Here is a 26,539-nt window from a genome sequence, read left to right as displayed (position 1 = left end):
GGCAGCTCCCCCGGCCGCGGGGTCCGGCAGGGCGTGCCGGGCGGAACGGTCGTACCGCGCATGGCCGAAAAGTCTAGACCAATAGGGAGGCGATTCGCCGGTTTTGCCCCGATGATCGCAATCCGATCGTCGGGTTCCGGACAGCGGAACGGGGCTGGTCCACAGTGGACCAGCCCCGTTCGGCGGTACGTCTTACGCGCGGCTGCGGCGCCGGTTCACCAGCAGCATCAGCGCGCCGCCGCCGAGCAGCAGGCCGCCGATGCCGAACGGAACCGCGGCGTCGACACCGGTGTTGGCGAGTTCGCCACCACCGGAGGGAGCGCCACCGGGCGTGCTCGGCGTGGTGCTCGGGACCGCACCCGCCTCGGTCCAGGACGCGGTCGCCTTCGCGGCCACCTGGGTCTTCTCCGAGTCGGCGACGATCAGCGACTGCGCCGGCTTCTTCGCGTAGTTCTCCGCGACGAACAGGCGGCCGGTGTCCAGCTCGCCGGAGGCCTTCAGGGAGAACGAGCCGTTGCCCGGCTTGGCGCCGGCCGGGACGTCGACGAACAGCTTGCTGCCGTCCTTGACGTCGGCGGTCTTCAGCTCCTTGCCGTCGGCGTCGGTGACCTTGACGCCGTCGGGCAACTCGGCGGTCAGCGACGTGATGTCACCGGACGTGGCGACCTGGAACGGGCCGATCTTGGTGCCGGCCTTGCCCTCGGTCTTCGGCCCCGCGATGTTCAGGGTCGGCTTCGGCTGCTCGCCGATGCCCTTGTTCTGGTCGCCGATCAGGTAGCTGTACAGCGCGGCGACGTCGGCGTTGGCCTCGGCCGGGTTGTTCTCGGCCAGCGGCTTCGTCAGGTTGAGGTTGACACCGTCGCTGAAGTGCCACACCGCGGCCTGCGTGGCGGCGATGGCCTCGCGCTCGGAGACGCCGTCGTGGACCTTGACGCCCTGCTTGGCGAGGGCGGCCTCGACGTCGGTGAGCTTCACGCCCGGGTAGCCGTGGTGCAGCACCCAGTTGATCTTGTCGCTGTTTTTGTTGAACGGCGAGTTCGCGGCCGGGTACTTGTTCCAGGGCGTCTCGACCATGTCGACGTCGGTGCGCATGCCGACGGTGATCTGCACGCAGTAGAGCTTGAGCGTCTTGCCGTCCGACAGCTTGAAGCCGAACAGCTTGGCGATGTAGTCGCCGCCGCCTTCGAGGTTGATCCGGTAGCCGACCGTGCCCGCGTCCTCGACGACGCGGCCGCGCGCGGCGCCGTCGTCCGCGAGGGCGGAGGGAGCGCTGACCATGACCGCGGCGGCCGCGGCGAGCACCGCGATCCCGCCACGCACGAGAGCTGACCTGACCTGCATAAATCTCCTATCCGAGCCCGAACCACGCCGTTAGGGGCGCCGTGGGATCACCATCCCCGACCACGGCGGCCACTGATTCGGGTGAGTGATCACCCGGTCAAGCGATATCGGAGCATACACAGACCACACAAGGGCTACGCACGGTGCCCCCATAAACCCGAATCCCCTTGGAAATCCCCTGAAAGAGGCCCAGATTTCAGGCGCCGAAATACCCTTCGAACAGGATTCCGGCGATCTTCGTGGTGGTCTCCTTGCCGACCTCGTCGCCGCCGGCGACCACCCGCGTGTCGTTCATCAGCGCCAGGGCGTACCGCTCGTCCGGACCGGCGAAACCGACGGAGTTCATGATCCACGAACCGTCGTCGTTGTCATCCGACCAGCCGTTCTTGTTACCCGGGTGCGCGGCCGCCCCGGCACCCCAGACGCCCCACTGCTGGTTGCCGTCCACGGTGCGCAGTTCCCGGACGAGGTAGTCGCGGTGGCGGGCGGGCATCCGGGTCAGGACGTATTCGATCAGCCGGTCCAGGTCGTCCGCCGTGGTGCGGATCCAGCCCCAGTGGTGCGGGTGCCGGTCGCTGAACCGCATGTCGGTCATCCCGTATGCCGGAAATCGACGGCCGAATTCGGTTTCGCCGCCATAACGGGTCCACAACACCTGGGCCGCGTCGTCGTCACTCGAATGGAGCATCCGGTGCATCAGTTCGCGATCTTCGGCGGACAACGAGACCGTTCCGGAGTCCGACCGCAGCAGCAGGTCGACGGCCATCGCGAGTTTCGGCGTCGAGCAGGCCCAGATCAGCGTGCCGGCGGCCGGGCTGCGGTAGACGGCGCCGGTCGAGCGGTCCCGCAGGACGATCCCGGTGACCCCGGGGCGGCTGTCGGCGTAGGCCTGCGCCCGGGCGATCCGCGCCCGCAGGTCCGCGCCGAAGGGGTCACCCGCGCCGGCGTCCGGCGACGCCGGCGGCCGGGGTGGCGGCGCGGGCGACGGGCCCAGCGCGAAGGCCGCGAGCAGCGCGGCGAGCAGGAGCTTGCCCATGAAGTCCCCCGGGTGACGGCGAGCGGGTGTGTCCACCGTGCAGACTGGCACGGACGACCTCGCCGGGGCGAGCACCGGCGGTCACCGCGGCCCGGCCGGCCGCGGTGACCACCGGCCCGTCACGGGTTGACCGTCAGGAGGTGGGCGCGGTACCCCTCGCCGTAGGTCTTGGTGGGCGTGCCCGCGTAGTCCTCGATCAGCACGTTGCCGCCGCTGCAGCCCCAGGGGTTCCACGTCCAGGCCGTGTACCCGAGGTGGTGCGCGTCCAGCCAGGCCAGCACCTGGTCGACGTAGTCGTGCGCGCAGCTGTTCTGCCCGATTTCCCCGGCCTGCACCGGAACCTGGGCCGCGACCGTCCCGATCTGACTGTCCCAGCAGGACACGGTGACGCAGGCGTTGAAGTTGTAGCTGTGCCAGGACGCCATCAGGTTGCCCGCCGGGTCCACGGGCTTGTACGCCAGCCACTGCGTCAGATCGTTGGTCCAGGTGAGGCCCGCGGTCATCACCACGTTCTTCGCGCCGGTCGCGCGGACGGCGTCGACGAGTTCCTGCATGCCCGCCACCGGGTAGGCGATGCCGGTGCAGGTGCCGCCGTCGCGCAGGCACTTCCACGCGGCGGCCGCGTCGGACCAGTTGGCGGCCGCGTCCGGGTAGGGCTCGTTGAACAGGTCGAACACCACGGCGTCGTCGCCCTTGAACGCGGTGGCGACCTGGGTCCAGAACGCCGGCGTGTACTGCCGGCTGGGCATCGGCTTCTGGCAGGTGGCGTTGACGTCGGTGCACGCCGACGACGTCCCGGTGTACTGGCCGTGCGTCCAGTGCAGGTCCAGGATCGGGTTGATCCCGTTGACCTCCAGGAGTTTCGCGTAGTCCTTGACCGCCTGCTGGTAGGGGGCGCCGCTGGGTGTGCCGGACAGGCCGAGCCAGCAGTCCTCGTTCAGCGGGATCCGGGCCGCGTGGATGTTCCACGCCTTCATCGCGTCGACCGAAGCCTGGTCGACCGGGCCGCTGTCCCACATGCCCTTGCCCTGCACGCAGGCGAACTCGCCGCTGGAGCGGTTGACGCCGAGCAGCCGGTAGGGCTTGCCGTCGGCGGTGAGCAGCTGGTTGCCCGAGACGTGCAGCGCGGGCGCCGGGCCGGGCGGCGGCGGGGTCGAGGTGGTCGTCGTCGGCTTGGTGATCGGGGTGGTCGCCGTGGTCGGCGGGGTGCCGGTGCACGCGGCGCCGTTGACCGCGAAGTCGGTGGGCGTGGTGTTGGTTCCGCTGTAGGAGAAGTTCGCGCCGGTGCTGACCGAGCCGCCGGCCGGGATGGCGCCGTTCCAGCTCGCGTTGGTCACGGTGATCCGCTTGCCGGACTGCGTCCACGTGCCCATCCAGCCCTGCTGGAGGGTCTGGTTCCCGGCGTAGGAGTAGGTCAGCGTCCAGCCGTCGGCCGCCGCGGAGCCGACGTTGGCGATCCCGACGGTGACGCCGAACCCGCTTCCCCAGTCGTTGGCCGAGTAGGTGACGCGGCAGGCGAACGCGGCACTCGACTCACGCGCGGACGACACCGCCGTCGTCGACGTGACGACCCCGGCGGCGACCGCGAGTCCCGCCACCGCGAGCGCGGCAGGACGTTTCCCGGCTCTTCCCCACATCGGCACTCCCTTGGGCGAAGTGAGCTTCTGGGAGCGTTCCCAGACGCCGTCACACGGTCGCTGCCCGGCCCCGGGTTGTCAATCACCAACGCCGACAATGGGGCCGAACAGCGCCCGGCGCGTTCACCCGACGACCGCAGGCGTCTCCGCCGCCTGGAGTCCCCCTACGGCCGCCACGGACGGTGGCCGCCGGGCTCGGCCGTGAAGACGGCTTCGCCCTGGCCGAGAGCGGGCAACCGGCGCCGGAAGCCCGCGGTCGCGGCCGCCGGGAGCGTGCCGCTCAGCCGGGCGACCCCGGCCTCGATCACCGGTGGCTCGCAGACGGCCTCCAGCTTGGCCAGCACGATCAGCGCCGCTCCGGCCGCGTGCTCGGGCACTTCGAGGTCGAACCGGTCCACCGGCTCGTACACGCGGGTCCGCGCCCGCCCGAGCGCCAGCGCCAGCAGCCGCGCGGTGACTTCCCGGAACCCGCCGGCCGTGCTGAGCGGCGGCTGGAATCCCGAGTGGGTCAGGGTGACGACGCAGTCGGTGACCTCCCAGCCGTGCGGGCCGCACCCCGCCGAGCGGTACACCGTCTGCTCGATGGCCGTGTGGAAGGCCCGCGGGAGTGAGCCGCGTTCGACGGCCAGCTCGTAGCGGATCCCGCTGCCGGTGTCGCCGGGAGCCACCCGCAGCCCGACCGTGGCGACCGGATCGGCCGGGCCGAGCCGGTCCAGGAACTGGACCGCTTCCCCGACACCGACGGGCTTTTCGACGTGAACCGGCTCCGGCGGCGCGAACCGGGCGGTGAGCCCGAACTCCTCGCGCAGCCGCTCGAGGAGCACCTCGATCTGGACTTCGCCGTAGGTCCGCACCGACAGGCCGCCGCGATCGACCCGGAGACCGAGCAGCGGGTCCTGGTCGCACAGCTCCCGCAACGCCTGGTGCAGCCGGGTTTCCTCGCCGGGCCGCGCGGTGACGACCGAGACGAGCCCGGGCGGCGGGAACAGCCCGGCGTCCGCCACGCCGTCCGGGGAACCGAGCCGGTCGTCGACACGGACGTCACCGAGCCCCGAGAGCCGGACCAGGTCGCCCGCACCCGCGCACGTGACCTTGGTGCCGGCGAGCGTCATCGCCGTGACCCGTCGCCGGCTTCGCTCGACCGTGCCGTCCCCCGCGCGCCGAAAGAGGTCCACCCGGTCACGCACCCGCAACGTCCCGCCGTGCACGCGGGCGTAGGCGATCCGGTCGCCGCCGCGGCCGCGTTCGATCTTGAAGACGGTCGCGCGGAGTTCGGTGCCCGGCACCGCCGTGGGCAGGAAGTCCACGATGCCGGCGATGAGCTCGGGCACGCCGGCGCCGGTCATGGCCGAGCCGAAGAACACCGGGTAGGCCACGCCGGCCGTCACCTGGCCGCGGACGGCCTCGGCGGCCGGCACCATCGCGCGGGACAGCTTCGCCCGCAGGTCGTCGAGCACCCCGGCGGGATCGACGCCGGGCTGGTCGAGCTTGTTGACGAACACCAGCGTCGGCACCCGCAGCCGGCGCAGGATGCGCCAGAGGATGCGCGTGCTCGCCTGGACGCCGCTGGGTCCCGAGACGACGAGGACGACGCCGTCGAGCACGCCGAGCGCGCGTTCGACCTCGGCGACGAAATCGGCGTGCCCGGGCGTGTCGATGACGTTGACCGTCCGGTCGCCGGCCCGGAAGGAGACCACGCCGGTGCTGATCGTGATCCCGCGCCGCCGTTCGATGGCGAGGGTGTCGGTCTGGGTGTTGCCGTCGTCGACGCGGCCGAGCGAACCGACCGCGCCGGTGTCGAACAGCAGCCGTTCGGTCAGGCTGGTCTTACCGGCGTCGACGTGGGCGAGAATCCCGATGTTGAGAGAAGTGAAGGACAAAGAGCACTCCGGATGCCGCAACGCGTACTGGGAATTCGGCGGTGTTGCGGATCTGGCGCATGCTGCCCCCTTCTGCGGACCGGTCGGAGCGGCCCGACCGTAGCCGACGGCCCGGCGGGTGACCAACGGATTAACCGCATATGCCCGCGATATCCCGTCCGGCCTACCCTCACGGCTCGTGAACAGGCGCCCCGGGCTCAGCGCGCGGCTGAAGCTCACCATCAGCTACGCCGGGTTCCTCCTGCTCGCCGGTGCGGTGCTGCTCGCCGTCGTGTGGGTGTCCCTGCTGCGGTACGTGCCCGACAACGATCAGGGCCTGCTCTGGATCGCGCCCAACCGGTACCTGCTCGTGCGCACGTTCGCGCCCGCCGCGGCCACCGCGCTCGGCTTCCTGCTCCTGTTCGGCGTCCTGGGCGGCTGGCTCCTCGCCGGGCGGATGCTCGGCCCGCTCACCCGGATCGCCGACGCCGCCCGGCTGGCCGCGCACGGCTCGCTGTCCCACCGCATCCGCCTGACCGGCCCCGCCGACGAGTTCCGCGAGCTCGCCGACGTCTTCGACACCATGCTCGAACGGCTCGAATCCCAGGTCGGCGAGCAGCAGCGGTTCGCCGCGAACGCCTCCCACGAGCTGCGCACGCCGCTGGCCGTTTCGCAGGCCATCCTCGACGTCGCCGGCCAGGACCCGGACTACCCCCGGGAGGAGCTCGTCGACCGGCTCCGCACGATGAACACCCGGGCGATCGACCTCACCGAGGCCCTCCTGCTGCTCGGCCGCAGCGACCGGCGGCACTTCACCCGCGAGGCCGTCGACCTCTCCCTCGTCGCCGAAGAAGCCGCGGAAACGCTGTTGCCACTGGCCGAACAGCGGCGGATCGAGCTGGACGTCACCGGCGAGCCGGTCCACGCGACCGGGTCCGCCGCGCTGCTCCTGCGCATGGCGACGAACCTCGTCCAGAACGCGATCGTCCACAACCTGCCGGACGGCACGGTCACCGTCCGCACCGAACGCCGTCGCTACGCGAGCGTGCTGCTGGTCGAGAACACCGGACGGCCGCTGCCGCCCGAGCTGGTCCCGACGCTGACCGAGCCCTTCCAGCGCGGGACCGCGCGCACACGCACCGACGAACACGACGGCGTCGGCCTCGGGCTGGCGATCGTGCACAGCATCGTCCGGGCCCACGACGGGATGCTGGAGCTGGCACCGCGTCCGGACGGCGGCCTCCTCGTCACGGTCCGGCTCCCCGCTCGCCGGGGCAAAAATTCCTCGGGATCGATTCAGTGAAATTCTGCTAGCCTCGCCTCGTCTCGCGGCTCACCGTGGCGCCGCTCCCGCTCGACGAACTCACGAGGAGTGCGATGACTGCCATCGTCGGTGTCAAGGGCCGTGAAGTGCTGGACAGCCGGGGCAACCCGACCGTCGAGGTCGACGTCGAGCTGGCGGACGGTTCGCGGGGCCGGGCCGCGGTGCCCTCGGGCGCCTCGACCGGGACCAGGGAAGCGGTCGAGCTGCGGGACGGGGACAAGACGCGGTTCCACGGCAAGGGCGTGCGCAAGGCCGTCGACGCGGTCAACACCGAGATCGCCGAGGTGATCGTGGGCCTGGACGCCGAGGCGCAGGCAACGGTCGACCGCGCGCTGATCGAGCTGGACGGCACCGCCAACAAGGCCCGGCTCGGCGCGAACGCCACCCTGGGCGTGTCGCTCGCCGTGGTCAAGGCGGCCGCGGCCGCCAACGGGCTGCCGCTGTACCGGTACGCCGGCGGCGTGTTCGCGCACCTGCTGCCGATGCCGATGATGAACATCATCAACGGCGGCGCGCACGCGGACAACCCGATCGACTTCCAGGAGTTCATGATCGGCCCGGTCGGCGCGCCGACGTTCGCCGAAGCGGTGCGAATGGGCTCCGAGGTGTTCCACACGCTGCGCAAGTCGCTGCACGACGCCGGGCACAGCACCAACGTCGGCGACGAGGGCGGCTTCGCGCCCAACCTGAGCTCGGCCGACGAAGCGCTGGAGTTCGTGCTGCGGGCCATCGAGCAGTCCGGTTACACGCCCGGCGAAGACATCGCCCTGCTGCTCGACCCGGCGGCGTCGGAGTTCTACACCGGCGAGGTGTACGACTACACGGGCGAAGGCCGCAAGCGCAGCGTCGAAGAACACGTCGCCTACCTCGCCGAGCTCACCGCCCGCTACCCGATCGTGTCCATCGAGGACGGTCTGGCCCAGGACGACTACGCCGGCTGGAAGCAGCTGACCGACACGATCGGCGACCGCGTCCAGCTCGTCGGCGACGACGTCTTCTGCACCAACGTGAACCTGCTGAACGACGGCATCGAGCGCGGCATCGGGAACTCGATCCTGGTGAAGGTGAACCAGATCGGCACCCTGACCGAAACCCTGACCACGGTCGAGACGGCGCACAAGGCGGGCTACTCGGTGGTGATGTCCCACCGCTCCGGCGAAACGGAGGACACGACGATCGCCGACCTCGCGGTGGCCACGAACTGCGGCCAGATCAAGACCGGCTCGCTGTCGAGGGCGGACCGCACGGCCAAGTACAACCAGCTCATCCGCATCGAGGAGGAGCTCGGCGCCGAGGCCCGCTACGCCGGAGCGACCACGATCAGCGGCCGGCGCTGAGACCGCGGCCGGTCGTGAGTGGTAAGGCGGGTTCTAACCCGCCTTACCACTCACGAGCCGTCGTTCGCGCGGGGCAGGTGGCGCACCACGACACCCACGATCCGCTCCCGCGGCACGAACCCGTAGTGGCGCGAATCCCAGCTGGTCGGCCGGTTGTCGCCCAGGACCACCGTGCAGCCGGGCGGGACCAGCTCGCCGCCGAGGCCGTGGATGTCCGGGTCGGCCCAGTTCGCCGGGATGCGGTCGCCCGCCACCGCCACCACGCGCTTGAGCAGCAGCTGGTCGCCCACCGGTGCGCCGCTCGGCAACTGGGGGAAGCGCAGCAGGGCCACCTGGCCGCGGCGGGCGCGGCGGGTCCGGCGCACCAGGACCCGGTCGCCGGACGACAACGCCGGTTCCATGCTCGGACCGTCCACAGTGGTCATGATCAGCCGGCGGCGGACGGCGAAGACGCCGAAAGCCAACAGCGCTAGGAAAACTTTCACGACGCCGCCTGGTACCCGTCGGCCTGCAGGCGGAACAGGCGGGCGTAATCCCCGTCGGCAGCGAGCAGGCTGTCGTGCGTTCCCAGTTCCGTCACGCGGCCGTCCTCGAGGACGGCGATGCTGTCGGCGTCGCGGACCGTGCTCAGCCGGTGCGAGATGAGCAGGCTCGTGCGGCCCTGCCGGTGCTCGCGGATGCGGGCGTGCACCTCGTGTTCGGCCTCCGGGTCGAGGCCGGAGCTCGGCTCGTCGAGGATCATCAGGTCGCGGCCCTCCCGGACGAGCGACCGAGCCAGCGCCAGCCGCTGCCACTGCCCGCCGGACAGCACCACGCCGGCCGAGGTGCCGATCTCGAAGATGCGGGTGAGCGGCGTGTCGTAGCCCTCCGGCAGGGCGGCGATCCGGTCGTGCGCGCCCGCGCGGGTCGCCGCGGCCACCAGCCGGGCTCGATCGTCCAGTGCGGACAGTTCGCCGAGCCCGATGTTCTCGGCCGCCGTCATGTCGTAGTTCATGTGGTCCTGGAACACCGCGCTGATCCGGTTGCGCAGCAGGGCGTGCGGCACGTCGCACAGGTCGACGCCGTCCCAGAGGATCCGCCCGCGCGTCGGGTCGTACATGCGGCACAACAGCTTCACGAGCGTGCTCTTGCCCGCGCCGTTGAGACCGACGAGAGCGACCGCGGTGCCGTGCGGGATCGTGAGGTCGACCCCGCGCAGCACCCACGGGTGCTCGTCGCTGTAGCGGAACCAGACGTCGCGCAGCTCGATCCCGTGCCGCAGCGGGGGAACCGTGTCGCGGGACCCGCTCGGCAGGTCGGGTTCCGCGCGGACCACGGCGACGTGGTGCGCGAACGACAGCAGCCGGGCCTGGCCGTTGGCGATCGACGACGCCAGCGTCCCCAGCGCGGCCTGCACCCCGGCGACGGCGGCGACGAACATCGAGACGTCGCCGGCGCTGAGCGACCCGGCGCGCGCCGACGTGATCGCCCACCAGAGACCAGCCCCGGCGACGGCCGCGCTCAGCGCCGTCAGCCCGCCCATCGTCCACAGCTCCCGGACGTCCATCCGGCGCTGGGCTTCGTTGGCGCTGCGGCGTTCGTCCATCAGCCGGGCGCGCAGGAACGCCCCGATGCCGAACAGGCGGATCTCGGTCGCGGCGGGGATGCCGGTGAGCAGCTGGGTGTAGAAGAACTCGCGCCGGGCGAACCGCTCGATCCGCCACTCGACCGCGGCGCGGCGGCGGGACAGCAGCAGTTCGGCGAGCAGCGCAGGAAGCGCGGCGGCCAGCACGACGCCGGTCATCGCCGGGCTCAGCAGGAGCAGCGAGCCGAGGAAGCCGGCCAGGGACAGCGTTCCGCTGAGCGTGCCGCCGACGCCGTCGACGATCTCCGGCATCCGCCCGCAGCTCTCCTGGGCCAGCCGCAACCGGTCCTGGTAGGCGGGGTCCTCGAAGGTGCGCAACCCGACCTGGCGGCCGAGGGCGGCGAACAGCCGGTCGGTGGCGACCGTGCTCGCCGCCCGGCCGATCTGCGCGCGGACGTAGTGGGTGAGCACGGGCAGCGCGGCGACGGCGAGCCCGGTGAGCACCAGCGCCCCGGCGAGGCCGCCGACCGAGCCCGTGCGCTCGACGAGCCGGTCGAGGACGAGCTTGGTCAGCCAGGCGGTGGCGATCGGGGCGGCGGCCGCGGCCACCGTCAGCACCAGCAGGCCCAGCAGCCGTGCCGGGCCGGACCGCCACAGCAGCGCGGCGGCGGCCGCGGCCGCCGCCCGCACCTGGCCCGCGCCGATCCGCCGGTCCGGTTCCGCCACGGTCACCGGCCGGCGGGCACGGGCAGCTCGTGCACCCGTCCGGCGGTCGCGGTCACCCGCCCGCCGTCGACGACGTACAGCGCGGGCGTCCAGGTGTTGCGGAACGCGGCGGCGACCGGGCCGCCGTCGAACGCCGCCGTCACCACGTGGGCGACCTCGGCGAGCGCGCGCACGGTTTCCGGCTCGTCGCCGGCGAAGACGGCGACGACGTTGTCACGGCCTTGCGCGCGGGCGTAGGCGAGGAAGCCGGGAAGGGTTTCGTGGCAGGCGACGCAGTCGGCGGAGAAGAACGCCACGGTGCCATTCAGCTCGGCAGCCGTGAGCGGCTCGCCGTCGGTCGTGGTGACGGCGAACTCGCCGACGGCCGCACCGGGCTGCAGCGCGAAGAGCGAACCGGAATTCGGCTGCCCGGTCTGCGTCCTCATCCGGCGCAGGATGCCGACGGTCAGGAGCAGGTTGAGCAGGCAGCACAGGCCGAGCAGCACCAGCGCGGCGACGACGATGGGCATCAGGAACTCCTTGCGAACAGGACAGCGATGTCGTCCATGGCGATGACGAGCACGGCCACCACGACGCCGGCCGCGAAGGCCACCGCGGCCCCGGCGACGGACGGCAGGTGCTCCGGCGCGAGCGCGCCGAGGACGGCGGAGCAGATCAGCAGGGTGTTGCGGACCAGGTGACGCGGACCGATCGGGGATTCGGTCGCGCCGAAGCAGCGGCAGGGAGCACGCCGCCCGCGTCGCAGTGAAGCGGCTATGGCGGCGGTGAAAGCCAGCAGCAACGCCGTCGCGAGGGCGAAACCGGCGATCGGGGTGACCAGCACGAGGACGGCGGAGGCGAGTTCGGTGCCCACGACGGCCACCGACACCGGCGTCACCCACCGCGCGGGCATCGGCACCAGCGCGGGCACCGAGCGCGCGAACCCGCGGAAGTCCCGCAGCTTCGAGAACGACGAAGCGGCGAACACCACGGCGATCAGCGCCGTGCCGGCGGCCCGCAGGTACTCCATGTCACTCCCCCACACCGGGTGGTGTCCGCGGGGAAGGGGGCGGACACCACCCGGCACGTCGCCGGTGCGGCTCAGCAGCTGCTGCGGACCTTGGACCACTCGCAGCCGGTCTGCGGGCAGCAGAACCGGTACCAGTAGCCGGGGTGGCCCTGGGCGTTGCAGAAGTAGGCGCCGCTGCAGGCCGAAGCCTCGGCGGTGGGCACGAGCCGGTTGAGCACGCGGTCGATCAGGCGCCCCATGGTGTCTCCCTTCGACGGTGGGTGTCCGAGGCGTGGGAAGTGGTTCGCACCCCCCGCGCCGGCTGCGAGCATTGCGGGCGGCGCGGGGCCCGGGCAGCAATCTCGGACGAACCCGGACGGCGCCGGTCAGCCGCCCGCCGCCACCGGGCGACCCAGCGCCGCCGCGATCTCCGGCGACTCCGGCAACCCCAGCTCCCGGTGCCGCTCCCGCGCCGCCAGCCAATGGCGCCGCGCGCCCTCCGGATCACCAACCGCGGTCAACGCCCTGGCCAAGCCCGTGTGCGCCCGCGCTGCCGCGTGCAAACTGCCCAATTCCGCCGCCATCGCCAACGCGCACTCGTGGGTCGTGCGGGCGTCGTCCGTGCGGCCGAGTTCCTGGGACGCCTCCGCCAGGCACAGCAGCGCCTCCACGTGCAGGTCGCGGTCGCCCGCCTGCTCGGCGATCGCCGTCGCGCGGCGGAAGTACGTGCAGGCCTCGGCGTGGCTGCCCGACCGCAGGTGCGTGTCGCCGATGTTGAGCAGGGTGCGGCCGGTGTCGCACAGGTCGCCGGACTGCTGGTCCATGGCCAGTGCCTTCAGGTGGCTCTCCAGCGCCTCCGCGTACCAGCCCAGCCGCCCGTAGACGAAGCCGAGGTTGGTCAGCGCGGTCCGCTCGCCCGCCCGGTCGCTCAGCTCGCGCGCCAGCGACAACGTCTCCCGCTGAAAGCCCGCCGAGCGCACGAAATCGGCGTTCCAGGAGGCGATCGCGCCCAGTGTGCCGAGCGCCCGGCACTCGCCGGAACGGTCTCCGGCGCCGCGGAAGCAGGCCAGTGCCTCCTCGGCGTGCCGGGTCGCGACGTCGTAGCGCCCGACCTGGCCGTGGGTGGCCGCCAGGCTCAGCAGCGCGTGCCCGCGGGCGATCGGGTCCGCCGACTCCGCCGCGCTCGTGTGCAGGACCAGCGCCTCGCTCAGGTGGCCGCCGGTCTGCAGGTACCGGAACAGCAGCCGCGACAGCAGGCCCGCATGGCCGGACGGCACCCCGTGCACGCCGGCGCCGACCAGGTTGGCCCGTTCGGCGTCCAGCCACGCGGTCGCCGGCTCGCGGTCGGCCAGCGGCGGGATCGGCAGGCCGGGGTCGGGAACGCGGAACCGGTAGTCCCGCATCCGCGGCGCGTACTGGTCCATCGCGGTCGCCGCGGCGTAGGTGTAGTAGTCGAGCAGCCGGGTCACCGCGGCCTTCCGGGCGGCGGGCGCGTCCTCGTCCTGCGCCCGCGCCATCCCGAACGCGCGGATGAGGTCGTGCAGCTCGAACCGGCCCGCCTCCCCGCGCCGCACCAGGCTGGCCGCGACGAGCCGGTCCGCGGTCCGGGTCGCCTCCGCCAGGCCGGTCCCGGCCAGGGCGGCGACGCCGTAGGCGTCCAGGTCGGCGCCCGGGTGCAGGGCGAGCAGCCGCAGGACCCGCCGTTCCGGCTCGGCGAGCTGGTCGTAGGACAGGCTGATGGACGCGTCCACGGCGTTGTCGAGCCGCAGGTGCGCACGCCGCTGCTCCAGCCGCTCCAGGTGGTCGGCCAGCAGCCACGACCGGTGGGCCGGCGCGGTGATCCAGAGCGCGGCGAGGCTCAGCGCGAGCGGCAGCCGCCCGAGTTCGGCGGTGATCCGCCGGGCCACGCCGGGCGCCTGGTCGACCCGCGCCGCACCGACCGTGCGTCTCAGGTACGCGAACGCGTCGTCGGGGCTCAGCACGTCCAGCGGCACGGGCGTGGCCCCCGCCAGTCCGGTGAGCGCCAGGCGGCTGGTGACGAGCACCGGGCCGCCCCGCTCGCCGGGCAGCAGCGGCCGGACCTGGTCCTCGCTGCCGGCGTTGTCGAGGACGACCAGCAGCCGCCGCCCGGCCGAACGCTCCTGGTAGACCCGCGTCTTGCCGGCGAGGTCGGCGGGGACGGCGTGGCCGGGGACGCCGAGCAGGCGCAGGAACGAGTCGAGCACCGCGCCCGGGTCCACCGGCGGCTGGCCGGAGTCGGGGTGGAACCCGCGCAGGTTCACGAAGAGCGCGTTGTCGCACCGGCCCGTCCGCACCAGCTCGTGTCCGAAGTGGACGGCCAGCCCGGTCTTGCCGACCCCGGCCATGCCCGCGATCACCCCCGGCCCACCCGCGCCGAGCACCTCGCCGAGCCGCGCGAGCTCCGCCCGGCGCCCGGTGAAGTGCGGGACGGCCTCCGGCAGGCCGAGCTGGGCCTGCACGAAGGTCGCCGCCTCCGCGCGGCCGCGGACCACCCGCAGCACGTCCTGCCACTCGCCGACGTACCCCGGGTCCGGGTGCAGCACCTCGACCACGGCCAGCAGCAGGTCGGTGTTGGGCCGCGCCCGGCCGGTCTTGAAGCAGTCGGCGACGGTCGTGCGGGCGGTCCGCTCCCCGGGCGGGCGCCCGGCGGCCGTCCAGAGCCGGTTGACCCGCTCGGCGATCTGCGCGTACGACGGGCCGCCCGCCCACGCCTTGAGCAACCGCAGCTGCCCGATCAGCTCGGCCAGCGTGCGCGCAAGCCCCGGATCGGGTGGTTCGGTGAACGCCATTCCGCCATGGTGGCCGCGTTTCCGCGATCGGCGTCCCGATTTCGCCCCAGAAGGCGCCCGGTTCGGCGTCAGCCGAAAAGCGACAAATCGACAGACTCGGCCAAGGCCCGGTAGCCGGCGTCGCTGCCGTGCAGGAAGTCGCCGGAGTGGAACTCCGCCCGGATCCGGCTCGGCTGGTCCGGATCGCGCCAGACGGCGTCGAAGTCCAGCACCGCGTCGAACGCCCCGCCGGTGCGGATCCACTCGTTCACCACCTGCCGCGCGGCCTCGCCCTCCGCGGAGTAGGCCTCCGAACCGCCGAAGGGCGCGATGGTGGTGGCGGTGTTGGTCCGGCCGGACGGGATCGTCGCGTGGGCCGAGGACCGGGAGCCGGACGTGGGCTCGTTCGAGGAAGCCGTGCGCCGCTGGTTCTGAACCCGGGACCTGGCTGCGCGGTTCCCCGGCCGAGCCGATGGTAACGAAACGGCAACGGCACTCTGCCGGTTTGAACCGCTCGTCCGAAATGCCCGTTTCTGCCTACGTCAGGACCGGCGGCCGGAGGTCCGGAACTTCGGTCGCTCCCCGGGTCCCGCACGTCCGGACCGGACGTGTCGCTGGTCGCTGCCCGGGCCGCGCGTCACCTTGCCGCGCCCGGGAAACCGAACGAGGTGAACAACTCCATGCCCCGAAAACCCGCCACGGGCCGGCACCGCATCACCCGGCGCACCAAGCTCGCCACCCTCGGCCTGGGCCTGGCGCTCGCCGCCGGTGCCCTGGTCGTCGCCACCACCACCGGCGGCACCGGTACCGCCGGAGCGTCCGAAGTGGACAAGTCGTTCTTCGTCGACATCACGAAGGTGCCCAAGGGCACGAACGTCAACCAGGCCCTGCAACGCCAAGGCGCCCGCGGAACCTTCACCGTGGACTGCGGCCGCAACGAAAACCAGCACTTCAACCCGGACAACTTCATCGCCCAGCCCGGTGTCCGCAACGGCGCCGAGCACCTGCACGACTACGTCGGCAACCTCTCCACCAACGCCGACTCCACCAACGAGAGCCTCGCGAAGGCCGGCACCACCTGCAAGAACGGCGACAAGTCGACGTACTTCTGGCCGGTCGTCCGCATCGACACCGAGGAAGACGAAGAGAACCCGCCCGCCAAGGAGGTCTCCGGCGATCGCGAGCGGGCCAAGCAGGAGAAGGCCGGGACGCAGGTCGACTGCCCGGACGTCGCCAGCAAGCTCGCCGACGTCCCCGACCAGGCCGCCGCCGAGGTCGAGCGCAACCTCGACTTGCTCGACAACCAGGTCGAGGAGGCGAACGCGCGGATCGCGGGCGGCGACCTCAAGTCGGAGCAGGACATCCGCAACGCCGTGCTGAACCCGCTCGGCGACAAGCGCAAGGCGACTCTCGACCGCATGGCCATCGCCATCGGCCGGACCGGGGCGAAGCCGGAGGACCTGGGCGGTCTGGCGGCCTGCGCCCTGAAGAAGAACGGCCAGGGCGGGCTCGACAACGGCGGCGGCAACAGCACCGGCAAGCCCGCCGAACTGCCGGGGGTCGACGAGAACAACGAGATCGGTGACAACGAAGGCGAGATCCAGCGCGTCGAGCGGGCCGATCTGACCTTCACCAGCGGTGGCGCCCGCCGGGTCGTGGCGATGCCGCAGTTCCTCCGGATCCTCTACGGCGACGCCAAGCAGAGCACGAACGGGCCGGCCAACGTCCGGCCGAGCTGGACGTGCAGCGGGTTCGAGGACCGGCTCACCGACAAGTACCCGATCTGTCCCGAGGGCAGCAAGGTCAAGCGCATCCACGCCTTCCCGAACTGCTGGGACGGCAAGAACATCGACAGCGCCAACCACCGCTCGCACATCGTGTTCGCCGATCAGCAGGGCCGGTGCCCGCAGGGCTTCAAGAACGTCCCGCAGCTGCGGATCACGCTGACCTACAACATCCCCCGGGAGGTTCAGGTCAACGGACAGTACAAAGTGGACGCCTTCGAGCAGGAGAACCACAACCCCCGCTCGGACCACGACGACTTCGCCAACGTCATGGGCCAGCGCCTGATGAACCAGGTGGTCCGCTGCATCAACAGCGGCCAGCGCTGTTCGCAGTGAACGTCCGGTAGGTACGGCTCAGGGCCGGAAAGCGTCTGCTTTCCGGCCCTGAGCGCGGGGGCTTACTGGTGCAGGAGGGAGGTCGCCGGCCCGAGGAGAGAGCCCGCGCCCTGCTGGTTCAGGTTCGGCATCGCGGGGAGAAGTCCCTGGACGTTCGGCAGGAGCCCGCCCAGCAGCGGCAGCCCGTCGCCGATGGCCCGGCCCGACTTCGCCGTCCGCGGCAGCGTCGGCAGGCCGGTCGCCGTCAGCTCGCTGCCGAGCGGCGCGTTGAGGTCCGGTTCCGGCAGGTCGCCGTCGACCTCGGCACTCGGGACGTCCTGCAGCAGGGACGCCGGCACCGAGTACCGCACGGTCGGCGCGGGCAGCGCCTGGGCGACGGGCAGCACCGCGTCGACGGCCTGGGCCGGCTGCGGCAGCTCCACGCCGGCCGCGGCGGCGCTCCCGGCGCCGACCAGCAGGAGGCCGCCGCTGACCAGGGCGACCTGCAGGATTCGCTTGGTGTGAATGCGCATGACAAATACTCCTTCGAGCAAGACTGGGTGATTGGTCCGCGGAAAAACGAGGCGGATCAATCAGGCGTGACGCCGGGCCGGATTTCCGCGGACACCACACCACGGTGCGGCGCACCATTCCGGCAGCGCACCGACTGCGCGCGGGGTGCGGAATCCGGCAGCACGACATCGCCGTAACCGCGATCCTGCCCGGATGCGGGACCGGCATTGGCCGAAATCGAGCAGGGCGGCGGCCACGATCGTCCGCCGGGAGTATTCCCGCCGTGCTCGGCCTGGAGGTCGGCCGGCAACGGTCCCGTGGTCGTGACGACACGAACCGGGACCATCGCCGGCGCGGGGCCGGCCGGTCGCTCGCGCGGGACGCTGTCCACCATCGCGGGCGCGGCTTCGACCGGCCTCGCCGCGCTGGGACTCGCTTTTTCCGCGTGGTCGCGAGGACCTTCGACCGGCCTGTCGAGCTCGGTCGGCCCCGCCGCGGCAATTCTCCCGACGGCGGCGACGGCCGCGGGGATGGCCTTGGGGACCTGGCTTTTCACCAGGTCGGCCAGCCGAGCCGGGTCCACGCCCGGCAATTCGGGCACCACGGGCAGCACCGGGGCAGCCATCCCGAGCGGGCCGTCGGTGACCTGGGTGACGGTGCTGGCCGACGCGGTGGCCGTGAGCCACGCAAGCGCACAGGCGGCGGCCGCGCCCCCGACGACGACGAGGGCGCGCACCAGGAACCGACCGGCCTTCGCCGTGTCGTTTTCCCGCCTGGTCACGATTCGCAGTCCCGTCTGTTCCACCACCGACGATCAATCCCGCCGATTCGGCAGCTTCACCATAACGACACCGCATTCACCGCCGTGACGCACCCCCGTTTTCCGGGCACGCACAATTGTGGCAATTCACCCGGTACAGCGATATAAAAGCTGAATACCGGGGATTTTCGTCAGCCCGATCGGGGGATCACGGCCGCAACAGGACCTTGGTCCAGCCGTCTTCGCGGTGGTCGAACCGCTCGTAGCCCTCGGCCGCCTGCTCCAGCGGCAGTTCGTGCGACACGAGGAACGAGGGGTTGGCCCGGCCGGTGATGATCAGGTCGCGCAGCCGCCGGTTGTACCGCTTGACCGGGCACTGCCCGGTGCCCATGCGCTGGCCCTTCGTGAACAGCGTGCCGTAGTCGAACCCGATCCGGCCTTCCTTCGCTCCCTCGGTCGCCGCGCCCGGGTCCTGCGGGACGTAGACGCCGACGACACCGATGCCGCCGGTCGAGCGCACCGACTTGACCAGGTTGTCCAGCACCAGCTCCGGGTGTTCCTGGCCGGAGTGGTCGTGCGCCTGGTAGCCGACGGCCTCGACCCCGCAGTCCGCGCCCTGGCCGCCGGTGGCCGCCATGATCTGCTCGACCGGGTCCGCTTCGCTGAAGTCCACCGGCAGCACGCCGATCTTCTCGGCCATGGCCAGCCGGTCGCGTTCCTTGTCGACGACGTAGACCTCGGCCGCACCGCGGAGCACCGCGCTGTGCGCGGCCAGCAGGCCCACCGGCCCGGCCCCGAACACGACCACCCGGTCCCCCGGGCGCATCCCGGCCAGCTCGGTGCCGTGCCAGCCGGTCGGGAAGATGTCCGACAGCATCGTGAAGTCGTTCTCGTACTCGGTGCCTGCGGGCAGGTCGAGCAGGTTGAAGTCGGCGTAGGGCACGCGCAGGTACTCGGCCTGGCCGCCGTCGTAGGGGCCCATGTTCGCGTAGCCGTACGCGGCGCCGTCCATGCCTTCGGCCGGGTTGACCCGCAGGCAGAACGACGTCCAGCCCTCCAGGCAGTTCCGGCAGGTGCCGCAGGCGATGTTGAACGGCACGGACACCCGGTCGCCCACCTTCACCCGGGTGACGCCCGCGCCGATCTCGACGACGATGCCCATGTTCTCGTGGCCGAGGACCTTGCCCTCCTCGACCGCGGTCCGGCCTTCGTACATGTGCAGGTCGGAGCCGCAGATGTTCGTCGTCGTGATCTTCACGATCGCATCCGTCGGCTGCTCGATTCCCGGATCGGGCACCTCGCGCACTTCCACCTGGCGCGGACCCCGGTACACCACTGCCTTCATCTCGGCTCCCATCGATCACCGCATGTCCGGCGCGGCTACCCGGCGTGTCCCGCGGTAACCCCGATCAGGTGAGGTCGAGGATCGTCTTCCCGCGGCCGTGCCCGGAATCGAGCCGCTCGTGCGCTTTGCGCACCTGGTCGAGCGGCAGGACCTCGTCGACGACCGGCCGGGCCTGGCGCCGTTCGAACACCGGGGTCAGCTCCTCCAGGCGACGGCGTTCGCGGGTGAGCATGATCCCGTGCAGCTGCTGGTTGCGCTGGTACAGCGGGCTCAGCTCGCCCTCGGGGGCCAGGACCGTCGCGATCCGGCCGAACGCCCGGGTCGCCGCGCAGCTCTTGACCAGGTTCTCCCCGCCGACGAGATCCAGCACGGCGTCGACACCGGTACCGCCGGTGTGCTCCAGCGCCACCTCGACCGGGTCGGCGGCGTGGTAGTCGATCGGGACCGCGCCCAGGTCACGCAGGAGATCCTGGTTGTCGGGGCCGGCCGTGGCCAGCACCCGGGCGCCCGCCGCGGCGGCGAACTGGACGGCGAACGTGCCGACCCCGCCCGCACCGGCGTGCACCAGCACCGTCTCACCGGGACGGACGGCGAGCCGGCGCACGATCGCCTCCCACGCCGTGCCCCCGGCCAGCGGGATCGCCGCCGCTTCGACGTGGCTGAGCCCGCGGGGCTTGGGTGCCGCGATGGCCGCGGCCACGACGTTCAGCTCGGTGTAGCCGCCCGACCGGGACGTCATTTCCGGCGTGTAGTAAACCTCGTCGCCCTCGGCGAACTCCGTCACGCCGGCGCCGAGCGCCTCCACCACACCCGAGACGTCACCGCCCAGGACGGCCGGCAGTTCGAGGTCCGGGATCGCCACCCCCTGCCGGATCTTCGCCTCCACCGGGTTCGTCCCCGACGCGAACACCCGGACCAGGATCTCCCCCGGCCCCGGCTCGGGCCGGTCGACCTCTTCCAGCGTCAGGACTTCCGGACCACCGAATTCCGCCATCACCACGGCTTGTACAGACATCCCGTTCGCGTACCCGGCGAAGGACCGGGCAAACGACTTCCGTTTGCCACCCACTCGCGCGGGTAGCCGCCCAGCGCGGCGTGGTGTGCGCCGCCCTGACCGGAAGGAGCACGACGTGCCCGCACGCACCGCCGACGGCCCGGACCTGCTGCCCGAAACCGAAGAGCTGGCCACCGGCAAGAACTTTGCCGCGGTCACCACCGTGCTGCCGAGCGGGCGGCTGCAGACCCAGATGATCTGGGTCGACGTCGAGGACGGCGAGATCGTGCTCAACACCGAAACCCACCGCGTGAAGGCCCACAACGTCGCCCGCGACCCGCGGATCACCGTGCTGATCCGGGACGAGGCGAACCCCTACCGCTACGCCGAGGTCCGCGGCCAGGTGACCGGCGTCGAGAACGGCGAACGCGCCCGCCGCCAGGTCGACCGGCTGTCCCGCAAGTACACCGGCGAGGACTACCCACCGGACAACATCAAGTCCGAGCGCGTCATCCTGCGCGTGACCCCCGAGCGGCAGACCTACATCGACCAGGCCAAGGGCATCGCCGACTGACCAGGAGGACGGAACGTGGGACTGCTCGACGAACGGGACCGCTGGTCCGGCCGGGTGTTCACCGGCGAATGGACCTCCACCGGCGCAACCACGGCCTCGACCGAGCCCGCCACCGGCGACGAGCTCGGCCAGGTCGGCACGGCCACCGCCGACGACGTCGCCCGCTCCGCCGCCACCGCGGCCGAAAGCGCGCGGGACTGGGCGCACGCCGGCTACCGGGAACGCGCCGCCGTCCTGCGCCGCGCCGCGGCCCTGTTCGAACAGCACCGCGACGAGATCGCCGGCTGGCTCACCCGCGAAGCCGGGAAAACCGCCACCGCCGTCGAACTCGAGCTGAACCTCACCCTCGACGAGCTGCACGAAGCCGCGTCGCTGGCCAGCGCACCGTGGGGCACCCTGCTGCCCACCACCCAACCCGGCCGCACCAGCATGGCCCGGCGCGTCCCCTTCGGCGTGGTCGCGGTGATCGCGCCGTGGAACTTCCCCCTCATCCTGGCCATGCGGTCGGTCGCCCCGGCCCTGGCGACCGGCAACGCGGTCGTGCTCAAACCCGCCAGCGACACCGCGATCTGCTGCGGCGTCGTCATCGCCCGCCTCTTCGAAGAAGCCGGCCTGCCCGCGGGGGTGCTGCACATGCTGCCCGGCAAGGGCAGCGAACTCGGCAACGCCGTCGCCGAAGACCCGCACATCGACATGATCTCCTTCACCGGCTCGACCCCGGTCGGCCGCGAACTGGCGAAGGCGGCGGCCGCCGGGTTCAAGAAGTTCGTCTCCGAACTCGGCGGCAACAACGCGTTCGTCGTCCTCGACGACGCCGACGTCCCGGCCGCCGCGGCCGCGGGCGCGTTCGGCAGCTTCGTCCACCAGGGCCAGGTCTGCATGGCCGTGGGCCGCCACCTGGTCGCCGAGAAGATCGCCGGCGCCTACGTCGAAGAACTCACGCGGATCGCCGACGGCCTGCGGGTCGGCGATCCCCGCGAGGACGTCGACCTGGGGCCGGTCATCAACTCCAGCCAGGCCGACCACATCGAATCGGTCGTGGCGCGATCGGTCGACGCGGGCGCGAAGGTCACCTCCGGCGGCCGCCACGACGGCTTGTTCTTCCGGCCGACCGTGCTCGCCGGCGTCGCCCCCGAGATGCCGGCCTTCACCGAGGAGATCTTCGGCCCGGTCGCGGTCGTCACCACCTTCACCGACGACGACGAAGCCGTCCGCCTCGCCAACGCCACCCCGTACGGGCTCGTCGCCGGAGTCCACAGTGGATCCGCCGTTCGCGCCCGCGCGGTCGGCGACCGGCTGCACGCCGGCATGGTGCACGTCAACGACCAGACCGTGAACGACGAAACCATCGCTCCCTTCGGCGGGATCGGCGAATCCGGAGGCAGCAGCCGGTTCGGCTCGTTCGTCAACCTCGACGAGTTCACCCGCTGGCAGTGGGTCACGGTCCGCGACGAGCAAAGCCGGCCCCGGCTGTGAGCACCGGCCGGCCGGCGCGGACCGTGACCGGCGCCCGTGGAACGGTCAAGCGGAGACGTCCAGGACGGTCTTGAGCCAGCCTTCCTCGCGACGGTCGAACGTCTCGTACGCCGAGATCGCGTTCGCCGGTTCCTCGTGCTGGGTGATGAACGCCAGCGGGTCCACCGCGCCGGAGGCGACCAGGCCCAGCAGCCGCGGCACGTACCGGCGGTGGTTGCAGTTGCCCAGCTTGACGGTCAGGTTGCGGTTCATCGCGTCGCCCAGCGGGAACCGGTCGAACCCCGGCGGGTACACGCCGATCACGCCGATGCTGCCCGCCTTCGCGACGGCCTCCACCGCCCACCGCGCGGCCAGGCTCGGCGCGTCCCCGGGCACCCACTGCTCCCCCGACGGCGAGGCGTCCGGCGCGGCCAGCGCCCGCTCCTGATCGAACTGTTCCGCCTGCTCCGCGAGCTTCTCGGCGGCCGGGCCGCTCGAGGGCCGCTGCGCGTCGACGCCGACCGCGTCGATCACCCGGTCCACCCCGATGCCACCGGTCAGCTCCTTCACCACCGCGACCGGGTCCTCGCGGTTGAAGTCGACGGTTTCGGCGTTCTGCCCGCGGGCCTTGTCCAGCCGTGACGGCAGCCCGTCGACGACGAACACGCGCCCCGCGCCCTGCCGCTTGGCCGAGGCGATGGCGAACTGCCCGACCACGCCGGCGCCCAGCACCAGCACGCTGTCGCCGTGGCCGACCTCGGCCAGCCGGGCGCCGAACCAGGCGGTCGGGAAGATGTCCGAGACCAGGATCGCCTGGTCGTCGCTCACCGGGTCGGGGATGCGCACCAGCGTGGTCATCGCGAACGGGATCCGGGCGTACTCGGCCTGGAGCCCGTCGACCGGGCCGGTCGTTTCGGGGCCGCCGAAGAACGACGTCCCCGCCGACGGCCCGTTCGGGTTGGCCGTGTCGCACTGGGCGAAGTACCCGGCCCGGCAGTACGAACAGGTGCCGCACCCGATCGTGGACGTGACGACCACGCGGTCACCGGGTGAGAACCCGCGCACGGCCGGACCGACCTCTTCCACCACCCCGACGGCCTCGTGCCCCAGGATCGTCCCCGGCTGCATGCCGGGCATCGTGCCGCGGACCAGGTGCAGATCGGTGCCGCAGATGGCGCTGCGGGTGACGCGGATGATCGCGTCGCTGGGTTCGAGGATCTTGGGGTCGGGCACCTCGTCGATGCGGATGTCCCCGATGCCGTGCCAGACGACTGCCTTCACTGCTCCTCCTTCGGCCGGAAGCCATCCGCGTACCCGCCGCGGTGGCCGGTACGCGCTTCGCGGCGAAGCGGTTGATGCCGCGCCGGCCGGGTACGCGGCAACGGTCCCCCATCGAACGGAGCCGTGATGACCGCGACCGACCAGCCGCTCGGCGAACTCGAAGTCGTGCACGAATTCACCGGCCCGATGCCGACCGGGGTCAGCGTGTCCCGCGGCGGCCGCGTCTTCGTCAACTTCCCGAAATGGGGCGACGACGTCCGTTTCACCGTCGCCGAACTCCGCGACGGCGACCTCGCCCCGTATCCCGGCCAGGAGTTCAACGACGCGGCGAGCGACACCGACCCGGCCGCCCTGGTCTCGGTGCAGAGCATCGTCGTCGATCCCGCCGATCGGCTCTGGCTCCTCGACACCGGAAGCCCGCTGTTCCAGCCCACCGCCCACGGCGGCCCGAAGCTGGTCCGCGTAGACCTCGAGCGCGACGAAGTCGCGGCGACGATCCTCTTCCCCGAGGACGTCGCCCTGCCCACGACGTATCTCAACGACGTGCGCTTCGACCTCGGCCGCGGGGTCGCGTTCATCACCGACTCCGCCGACCAGGGCCCCAACGGCATCATCGTCGTCGACCTGAACACCGGCGAATCCTGGCGGCGCCTGCACGACCACCCCAGCACCAAGGCCGAAGAGCCGCCGGACCTGCGCATGGTCGTCGAAGGCCGCGACTTCGTGGAGCGCTCGGAAGACGGCACGACCAGCCCGATCCGGATGGGCGCGGACGGCATCGCCATCGGCGCGGACGGCGCCCGCCTGTACTACTGCTGCCTGGCGTCCCGCCGCTGGTGGAGCGTCTCGACCGACGCCCTGATCAACCGAGACGTGGACGACGAGGCGGTCGCGGCGACGATCATCGACGAAGGCGACAAGGGCGGCGCCGGAGACGGCCTGGAAACCGACGACCAGGGCCGCCTTTACGTGACCGACGGAGAGCACAACGCCATCCACCGCCGCCACCCGGACGGCCGTTGGGAGACCGTGGTCCACGACCCCCGGTTGCTGTGGCCGGACACAATGTCGGTGGCGGACGGCTATTTGCACGTGACGGCGAACCAGCTGCACCGGCAGGACAAGTACCGCGGCGGCAAGGACGAGCGCGAGTACCCGTACGTCTTGTTCCGCACCCCGATCGACGCCGGCCCGGTGAACCTCCGCTGAAACACCGGAACCAACCTGTGCGCCACCGCCGACCACGGCCGGATCACCGGAGCGGACTGCAACGGCGACGACCCGGCCCAGCGCTGAACCATCCGCGGCGACCAGCTGACACACTCCACACCTGCGATGCGGGTCGCATCAACCAGCGCTGGTACCTCAACATCTGATGGTCCGTGTGGTGCCCCCGACGGGACTCGAACCCGCACTGAGTCGATTTTAAGTCGACTGCCTCTGCCGATTGGGCTACGGGGGCACCCACACTCTAGGCGATGCCCCGCCCCGAACCCCGAACACGCCCGACCCTCAAAAGCCGAAAGCCCCCGGCCGACGACGACCAGGGGCTGCCAGCACCGGACCTCAGGACTTCGACACGCGCGCGAACTCGTCTTTCGGGTTGTTGATCTGGCCCAGCGAGATCACCTCGCGGCGGAACAGCCCGCCCAGGATCCAGTCGAACAGGATGCGGATGCGGCGGTTCCACGTCGGCATGGCCTTGAGGTGGTACGCGCGGTGGAAGAGCCAGGCCGGGAAGCCCTTGATCTTCAGGTTCAGCGCGTCCGCCACGCCCTTGTGGAGGCCCAGGCTGGCCACCGCGCCCAGGTTCTTGTGGAAGTAGTCCTTCGGCTTTCCGCCACGCAGGACCTTGATGATGTTCTTCGCCAGCAAGCGGGCCTGGCGGACCGCGTGCTGGGCGTTCGGCGGGCAGGTCGCCGTCGGGTCCTCTTCCGTTCGGGACAGGTCCGGGATCGCCGCGTTGTCGCCCGCCGTCCAGACGTCGGGGTGGCCGACCACCTGCATCGCCGCCGTCGCTTCGAGGCGGCCTCGCTTGTCCAGCGGCAGGTCGGAGTTGGCCAGGACCGGGTTGGCCTTCACACCCGCGGTCCAGATGATCGTGTCCGTGTCGAACTCGGTTCCGTCCGAGAGCACCACGTGGCCGTTCTCGAACGACTTCGCCGCCGTCGACAGGTAGACCTCGATGCCGCGCTTCTCCAGCTGCTCGACCGTGTACACGCCCAGGGTTTCGCGGACCTCGGGCAGGATGCGGCCGGCCGCCTCGACGAGCACCCAGCGGATGTCGGAGGTCTTGATGTTCGGGTAGTAGTTCTCCACCGCGAACCGGGTCATGTCCTCGAGCTCGGCGAGGGCCTCGATGCCGGCGAAACCGCCGCCGACCACCGTGAACGTCAGGAGGCGCTTGCGCAGCTCGGGGTCGAGCGTGCTGGCCGCCTCGTCGAGTTTGGTCATGATGTGGTTGCGGAGGTAGATCGCCTCGCCGATGGTCTTGAAGGCGATGCCCTCCTCGACCAGGCCCGGGATCGGGAGGATGCGCGCGACGGCACCGAGCGCGACGACCAGGATGTCGTAGCCGAGCTGCTCGATGTGGCCGTCGGCCGCCTCGACCGTGACGGACTTCTTCTCGTTCTCGATCTTGGTGACGCGCGCGGTCAGCACGTGGCAGCGCTTCAGCACCCGCCGCAGCGGCACGACCACGTGCCGGGGCTCGATCGCGCCGGCCGCGGCCTCCGGGAGGAACGGCGCGTAGGTCATGTGGGGCTGCGGGTCAACGACGGTCACGGAGGCCTCGTTGGCCCGGAGCATCTTCTGGAGGCCGTACGCCGTGTAGAGCCCGACGTACCCACCACCGAGGACGAGGATCCGAGTCGGTTCCGACTTCGACTTCGCAGCAGCCATGTCCTCATGGTGACAC

24 protein-coding genes and 1 tRNA gene are annotated in these 26,539 nt (G+C 71.5%); 7 read left to right on the top strand and 18 right to left on the bottom strand.

Annotated elements, in window-relative coordinates; all coding sequences use genetic code 11:
- Positions 1-192: 192 nt before the first annotated feature.
- The 4 genes from ACWEF6_RS25610 to ACWEF6_RS25595 form a co-directional block, all read right to left on the bottom strand.
- Positions 193-1,341 carry a thioester domain-containing protein gene (locus tag ACWEF6_RS25610; protein ID WP_449685270.1) on the bottom strand — a complete coding sequence of 383 codons (1,149 nt, stop codon included), beginning with the start codon at positions 1,339-1,341 and terminating at the stop codon, positions 193-195.
- Between the two features lie 196 nt (positions 1,342-1,537).
- Positions 1,538-2,377: a tat pathway signal sequence gene (locus ACWEF6_RS25605; RefSeq protein WP_449685285.1), complete on the bottom strand. Its 840-nt coding sequence runs from the start codon at positions 2,375-2,377 to the stop codon at positions 1,538-1,540.
- Between the two features lie 119 nt (positions 2,378-2,496).
- The gene (locus ACWEF6_RS25600; protein ID WP_449685269.1) at positions 2,497-4,014 is read right to left on the bottom strand and encodes a cellulase family glycosylhydrolase; all 1,518 of its coding nucleotides are present in this window, start codon (positions 4,012-4,014) and stop codon (positions 2,497-2,499) included.
- Positions 4,015-4,178: 164 nt separating this feature from the next.
- Positions 4,179-5,894, bottom strand: a complete 1,716-nt coding sequence (locus ACWEF6_RS25595; protein ID WP_449685268.1) for a GTP-binding protein — start codon at positions 5,892-5,894, stop codon at positions 4,179-4,181.
- 178 nt (positions 5,895-6,072) lie between these two features.
- Between ACWEF6_RS25595 and ACWEF6_RS25590 the strand changes: the two genes are divergently transcribed.
- Both ACWEF6_RS25590 and eno read left to right on the top strand, forming a co-directional pair.
- Positions 6,073-7,176, top strand: coding sequence for a sensor histidine kinase (locus ACWEF6_RS25590; protein ID WP_449685267.1), 1,104 nt, complete (start codon positions 6,073-6,075; stop codon positions 7,174-7,176).
- A gap of 74 nt (positions 7,177-7,250) precedes the next feature.
- On the top strand, positions 7,251-8,534 hold the full coding sequence (gene eno / locus ACWEF6_RS25585; RefSeq protein WP_449685266.1) for a phosphopyruvate hydratase: 1,284 nt from the start codon (positions 7,251-7,253) through the stop codon (positions 8,532-8,534).
- 50 nt (positions 8,535-8,584) lie between these two features.
- Here the strand turns inward: eno and ACWEF6_RS25580 are convergent, their stop codons facing one another.
- The 7 genes from ACWEF6_RS25580 to ACWEF6_RS25550 form a co-directional block, all read right to left on the bottom strand.
- Positions 8,585-9,019, bottom strand: coding sequence for a S26 family signal peptidase (locus ACWEF6_RS25580; RefSeq protein WP_449685265.1), 435 nt, complete (start codon positions 9,017-9,019; stop codon positions 8,585-8,587).
- On the bottom strand, positions 9,016-10,830 hold the full coding sequence (locus ACWEF6_RS25575) for an ABC transporter ATP-binding protein (protein WP_449685264.1): 1,815 nt from the start codon (positions 10,828-10,830) through the stop codon (positions 9,016-9,018). Before ACWEF6_RS25575 ends, ACWEF6_RS25580 begins: the two co-directional genes overlap by 4 nt.
- Complete coding sequence (locus tag ACWEF6_RS25570) at positions 10,827-11,333, bottom strand: TlpA disulfide reductase family protein (RefSeq protein ID WP_449685263.1); 507 nt, start codon at positions 11,331-11,333, stop codon at positions 10,827-10,829. Before ACWEF6_RS25570 ends, ACWEF6_RS25575 begins: the two co-directional genes overlap by 4 nt.
- On the bottom strand, positions 11,333-11,833 hold the full coding sequence (locus ACWEF6_RS25565; protein ID WP_449685262.1) for a MauE/DoxX family redox-associated membrane protein: 501 nt from the start codon (positions 11,831-11,833) through the stop codon (positions 11,333-11,335). The genes ACWEF6_RS25570 and ACWEF6_RS25565 overlap by 1 nt, the downstream gene beginning before the upstream one ends.
- Before the next feature lie 71 nt (positions 11,834-11,904).
- Positions 11,905-12,072: a hypothetical protein gene (locus ACWEF6_RS25560; protein ID WP_449685261.1), complete on the bottom strand. Its 168-nt coding sequence runs from the start codon at positions 12,070-12,072 to the stop codon at positions 11,905-11,907.
- A 126-nt stretch (positions 12,073-12,198) separates the two neighbouring features.
- On the bottom strand, positions 12,199-14,622 hold the full coding sequence (locus ACWEF6_RS25555; RefSeq protein ID WP_449685260.1) for a tetratricopeptide repeat protein: 2,424 nt from the start codon (positions 14,620-14,622) through the stop codon (positions 12,199-12,201).
- Between the two features lie 68 nt (positions 14,623-14,690).
- Positions 14,691-14,933, bottom strand: a complete 243-nt coding sequence (locus tag ACWEF6_RS25550) for a hypothetical protein (protein ID WP_449685284.1) — start codon at positions 14,931-14,933, stop codon at positions 14,691-14,693.
- 10 nt (positions 14,934-14,943) lie between these two features.
- Here ACWEF6_RS25550 and ACWEF6_RS25545 point away from each other — a divergent pair, with 10 nt between their 5' ends.
- Together ACWEF6_RS25545 and ACWEF6_RS25540 are read left to right on the top strand one after the other, a co-directional pair.
- A complete protein-coding gene (locus ACWEF6_RS25545; protein WP_449685259.1) occupies positions 14,944-15,036 on the top strand; it encodes an aromatic-ring hydroxylase C-terminal domain-containing protein in 93 nt (30 codons plus the stop codon).
- Positions 15,037-15,281: 245 nt separating this feature from the next.
- Positions 15,282-16,721, top strand: a complete 1,440-nt coding sequence (locus ACWEF6_RS25540) for a DUF1996 domain-containing protein (protein WP_449685258.1) — start codon at positions 15,282-15,284, stop codon at positions 16,719-16,721.
- A gap of 62 nt (positions 16,722-16,783) precedes the next feature.
- Here the strand turns inward: ACWEF6_RS25540 and ACWEF6_RS25535 are convergent, their stop codons facing one another.
- The 4 genes from ACWEF6_RS25535 to ACWEF6_RS25520 form a co-directional block, all read right to left on the bottom strand.
- Positions 16,784-17,233 carry a hypothetical protein gene (locus tag ACWEF6_RS25535; protein WP_449685257.1) on the bottom strand — a complete coding sequence of 150 codons (450 nt, stop codon included), beginning with the start codon at positions 17,231-17,233 and terminating at the stop codon, positions 16,784-16,786.
- A 56-nt stretch (positions 17,234-17,289) separates the two neighbouring features.
- Positions 17,290-18,021, bottom strand: coding sequence for a hypothetical protein (locus ACWEF6_RS25530; protein WP_449685256.1), 732 nt, complete (start codon positions 18,019-18,021; stop codon positions 17,290-17,292).
- Between the two features lie 160 nt (positions 18,022-18,181).
- Entirely contained in the window at positions 18,182-19,318 is a 1,137-nt protein-coding gene (locus ACWEF6_RS25525) for a glutathione-independent formaldehyde dehydrogenase (RefSeq protein ID WP_449685255.1), read from the bottom strand.
- A 64-nt stretch (positions 19,319-19,382) separates the two neighbouring features.
- Positions 19,383-20,333 (bottom strand): zinc-binding dehydrogenase, encoded by a 951-nt coding sequence (locus ACWEF6_RS25520; RefSeq protein ID WP_449685254.1) that lies wholly within the window; start codon positions 20,331-20,333, stop codon positions 19,383-19,385.
- A gap of 115 nt (positions 20,334-20,448) precedes the next feature.
- Between ACWEF6_RS25520 and ACWEF6_RS25515 the strand changes: the two genes are divergently transcribed.
- Both ACWEF6_RS25515 and ACWEF6_RS25510 read left to right on the top strand, forming a co-directional pair.
- Positions 20,449-20,886 carry a PPOX class F420-dependent oxidoreductase gene (locus tag ACWEF6_RS25515; protein ID WP_449685253.1) on the top strand — a complete coding sequence of 146 codons (438 nt, stop codon included), beginning with the start codon at positions 20,449-20,451 and terminating at the stop codon, positions 20,884-20,886.
- A 15-nt stretch (positions 20,887-20,901) separates the two neighbouring features.
- Positions 20,902-22,362: an aldehyde dehydrogenase family protein gene (locus ACWEF6_RS25510; protein ID WP_449685252.1), complete on the top strand. Its 1,461-nt coding sequence runs from the start codon at positions 20,902-20,904 to the stop codon at positions 22,360-22,362.
- A gap of 45 nt (positions 22,363-22,407) precedes the next feature.
- On the opposite strand, the gene ACWEF6_RS25505 is transcribed toward ACWEF6_RS25510, so the two are convergent.
- Positions 22,408-23,622: a zinc-dependent alcohol dehydrogenase gene (locus tag ACWEF6_RS25505; RefSeq protein ID WP_449685251.1), complete on the bottom strand. Its 1,215-nt coding sequence runs from the start codon at positions 23,620-23,622 to the stop codon at positions 22,408-22,410.
- Between the two features lie 126 nt (positions 23,623-23,748).
- Between ACWEF6_RS25505 and ACWEF6_RS25500 the strand changes: the two genes are divergently transcribed.
- Positions 23,749-24,831, top strand: coding sequence for an L-dopachrome tautomerase-related protein (locus ACWEF6_RS25500; protein WP_449685250.1), 1,083 nt, complete (start codon positions 23,749-23,751; stop codon positions 24,829-24,831).
- Positions 24,832-25,007: 176 nt separating this feature from the next.
- Here the strand turns inward: ACWEF6_RS25500 and ACWEF6_RS25495 are convergent.
- A tRNA-Leu gene (locus tag ACWEF6_RS25495) sits at positions 25,008-25,084 on the bottom strand.
- A gap of 104 nt (positions 25,085-25,188) precedes the next feature.
- Complete coding sequence (locus ACWEF6_RS25490; protein WP_310973783.1) at positions 25,189-26,523, bottom strand: NAD(P)/FAD-dependent oxidoreductase; 1,335 nt, start codon at positions 26,521-26,523, stop codon at positions 25,189-25,191.
- Between the last annotated feature and the right edge of the window lie 16 nt (positions 26,524-26,539).

The sequence above is a fragment of the Amycolatopsis sp. NPDC004772 genome, assembly GCF_053601215.1.
Note: the sequence above shows the minus strand (reverse complement) of the source record. Positions and strands in the feature narration are given on the sequence as shown.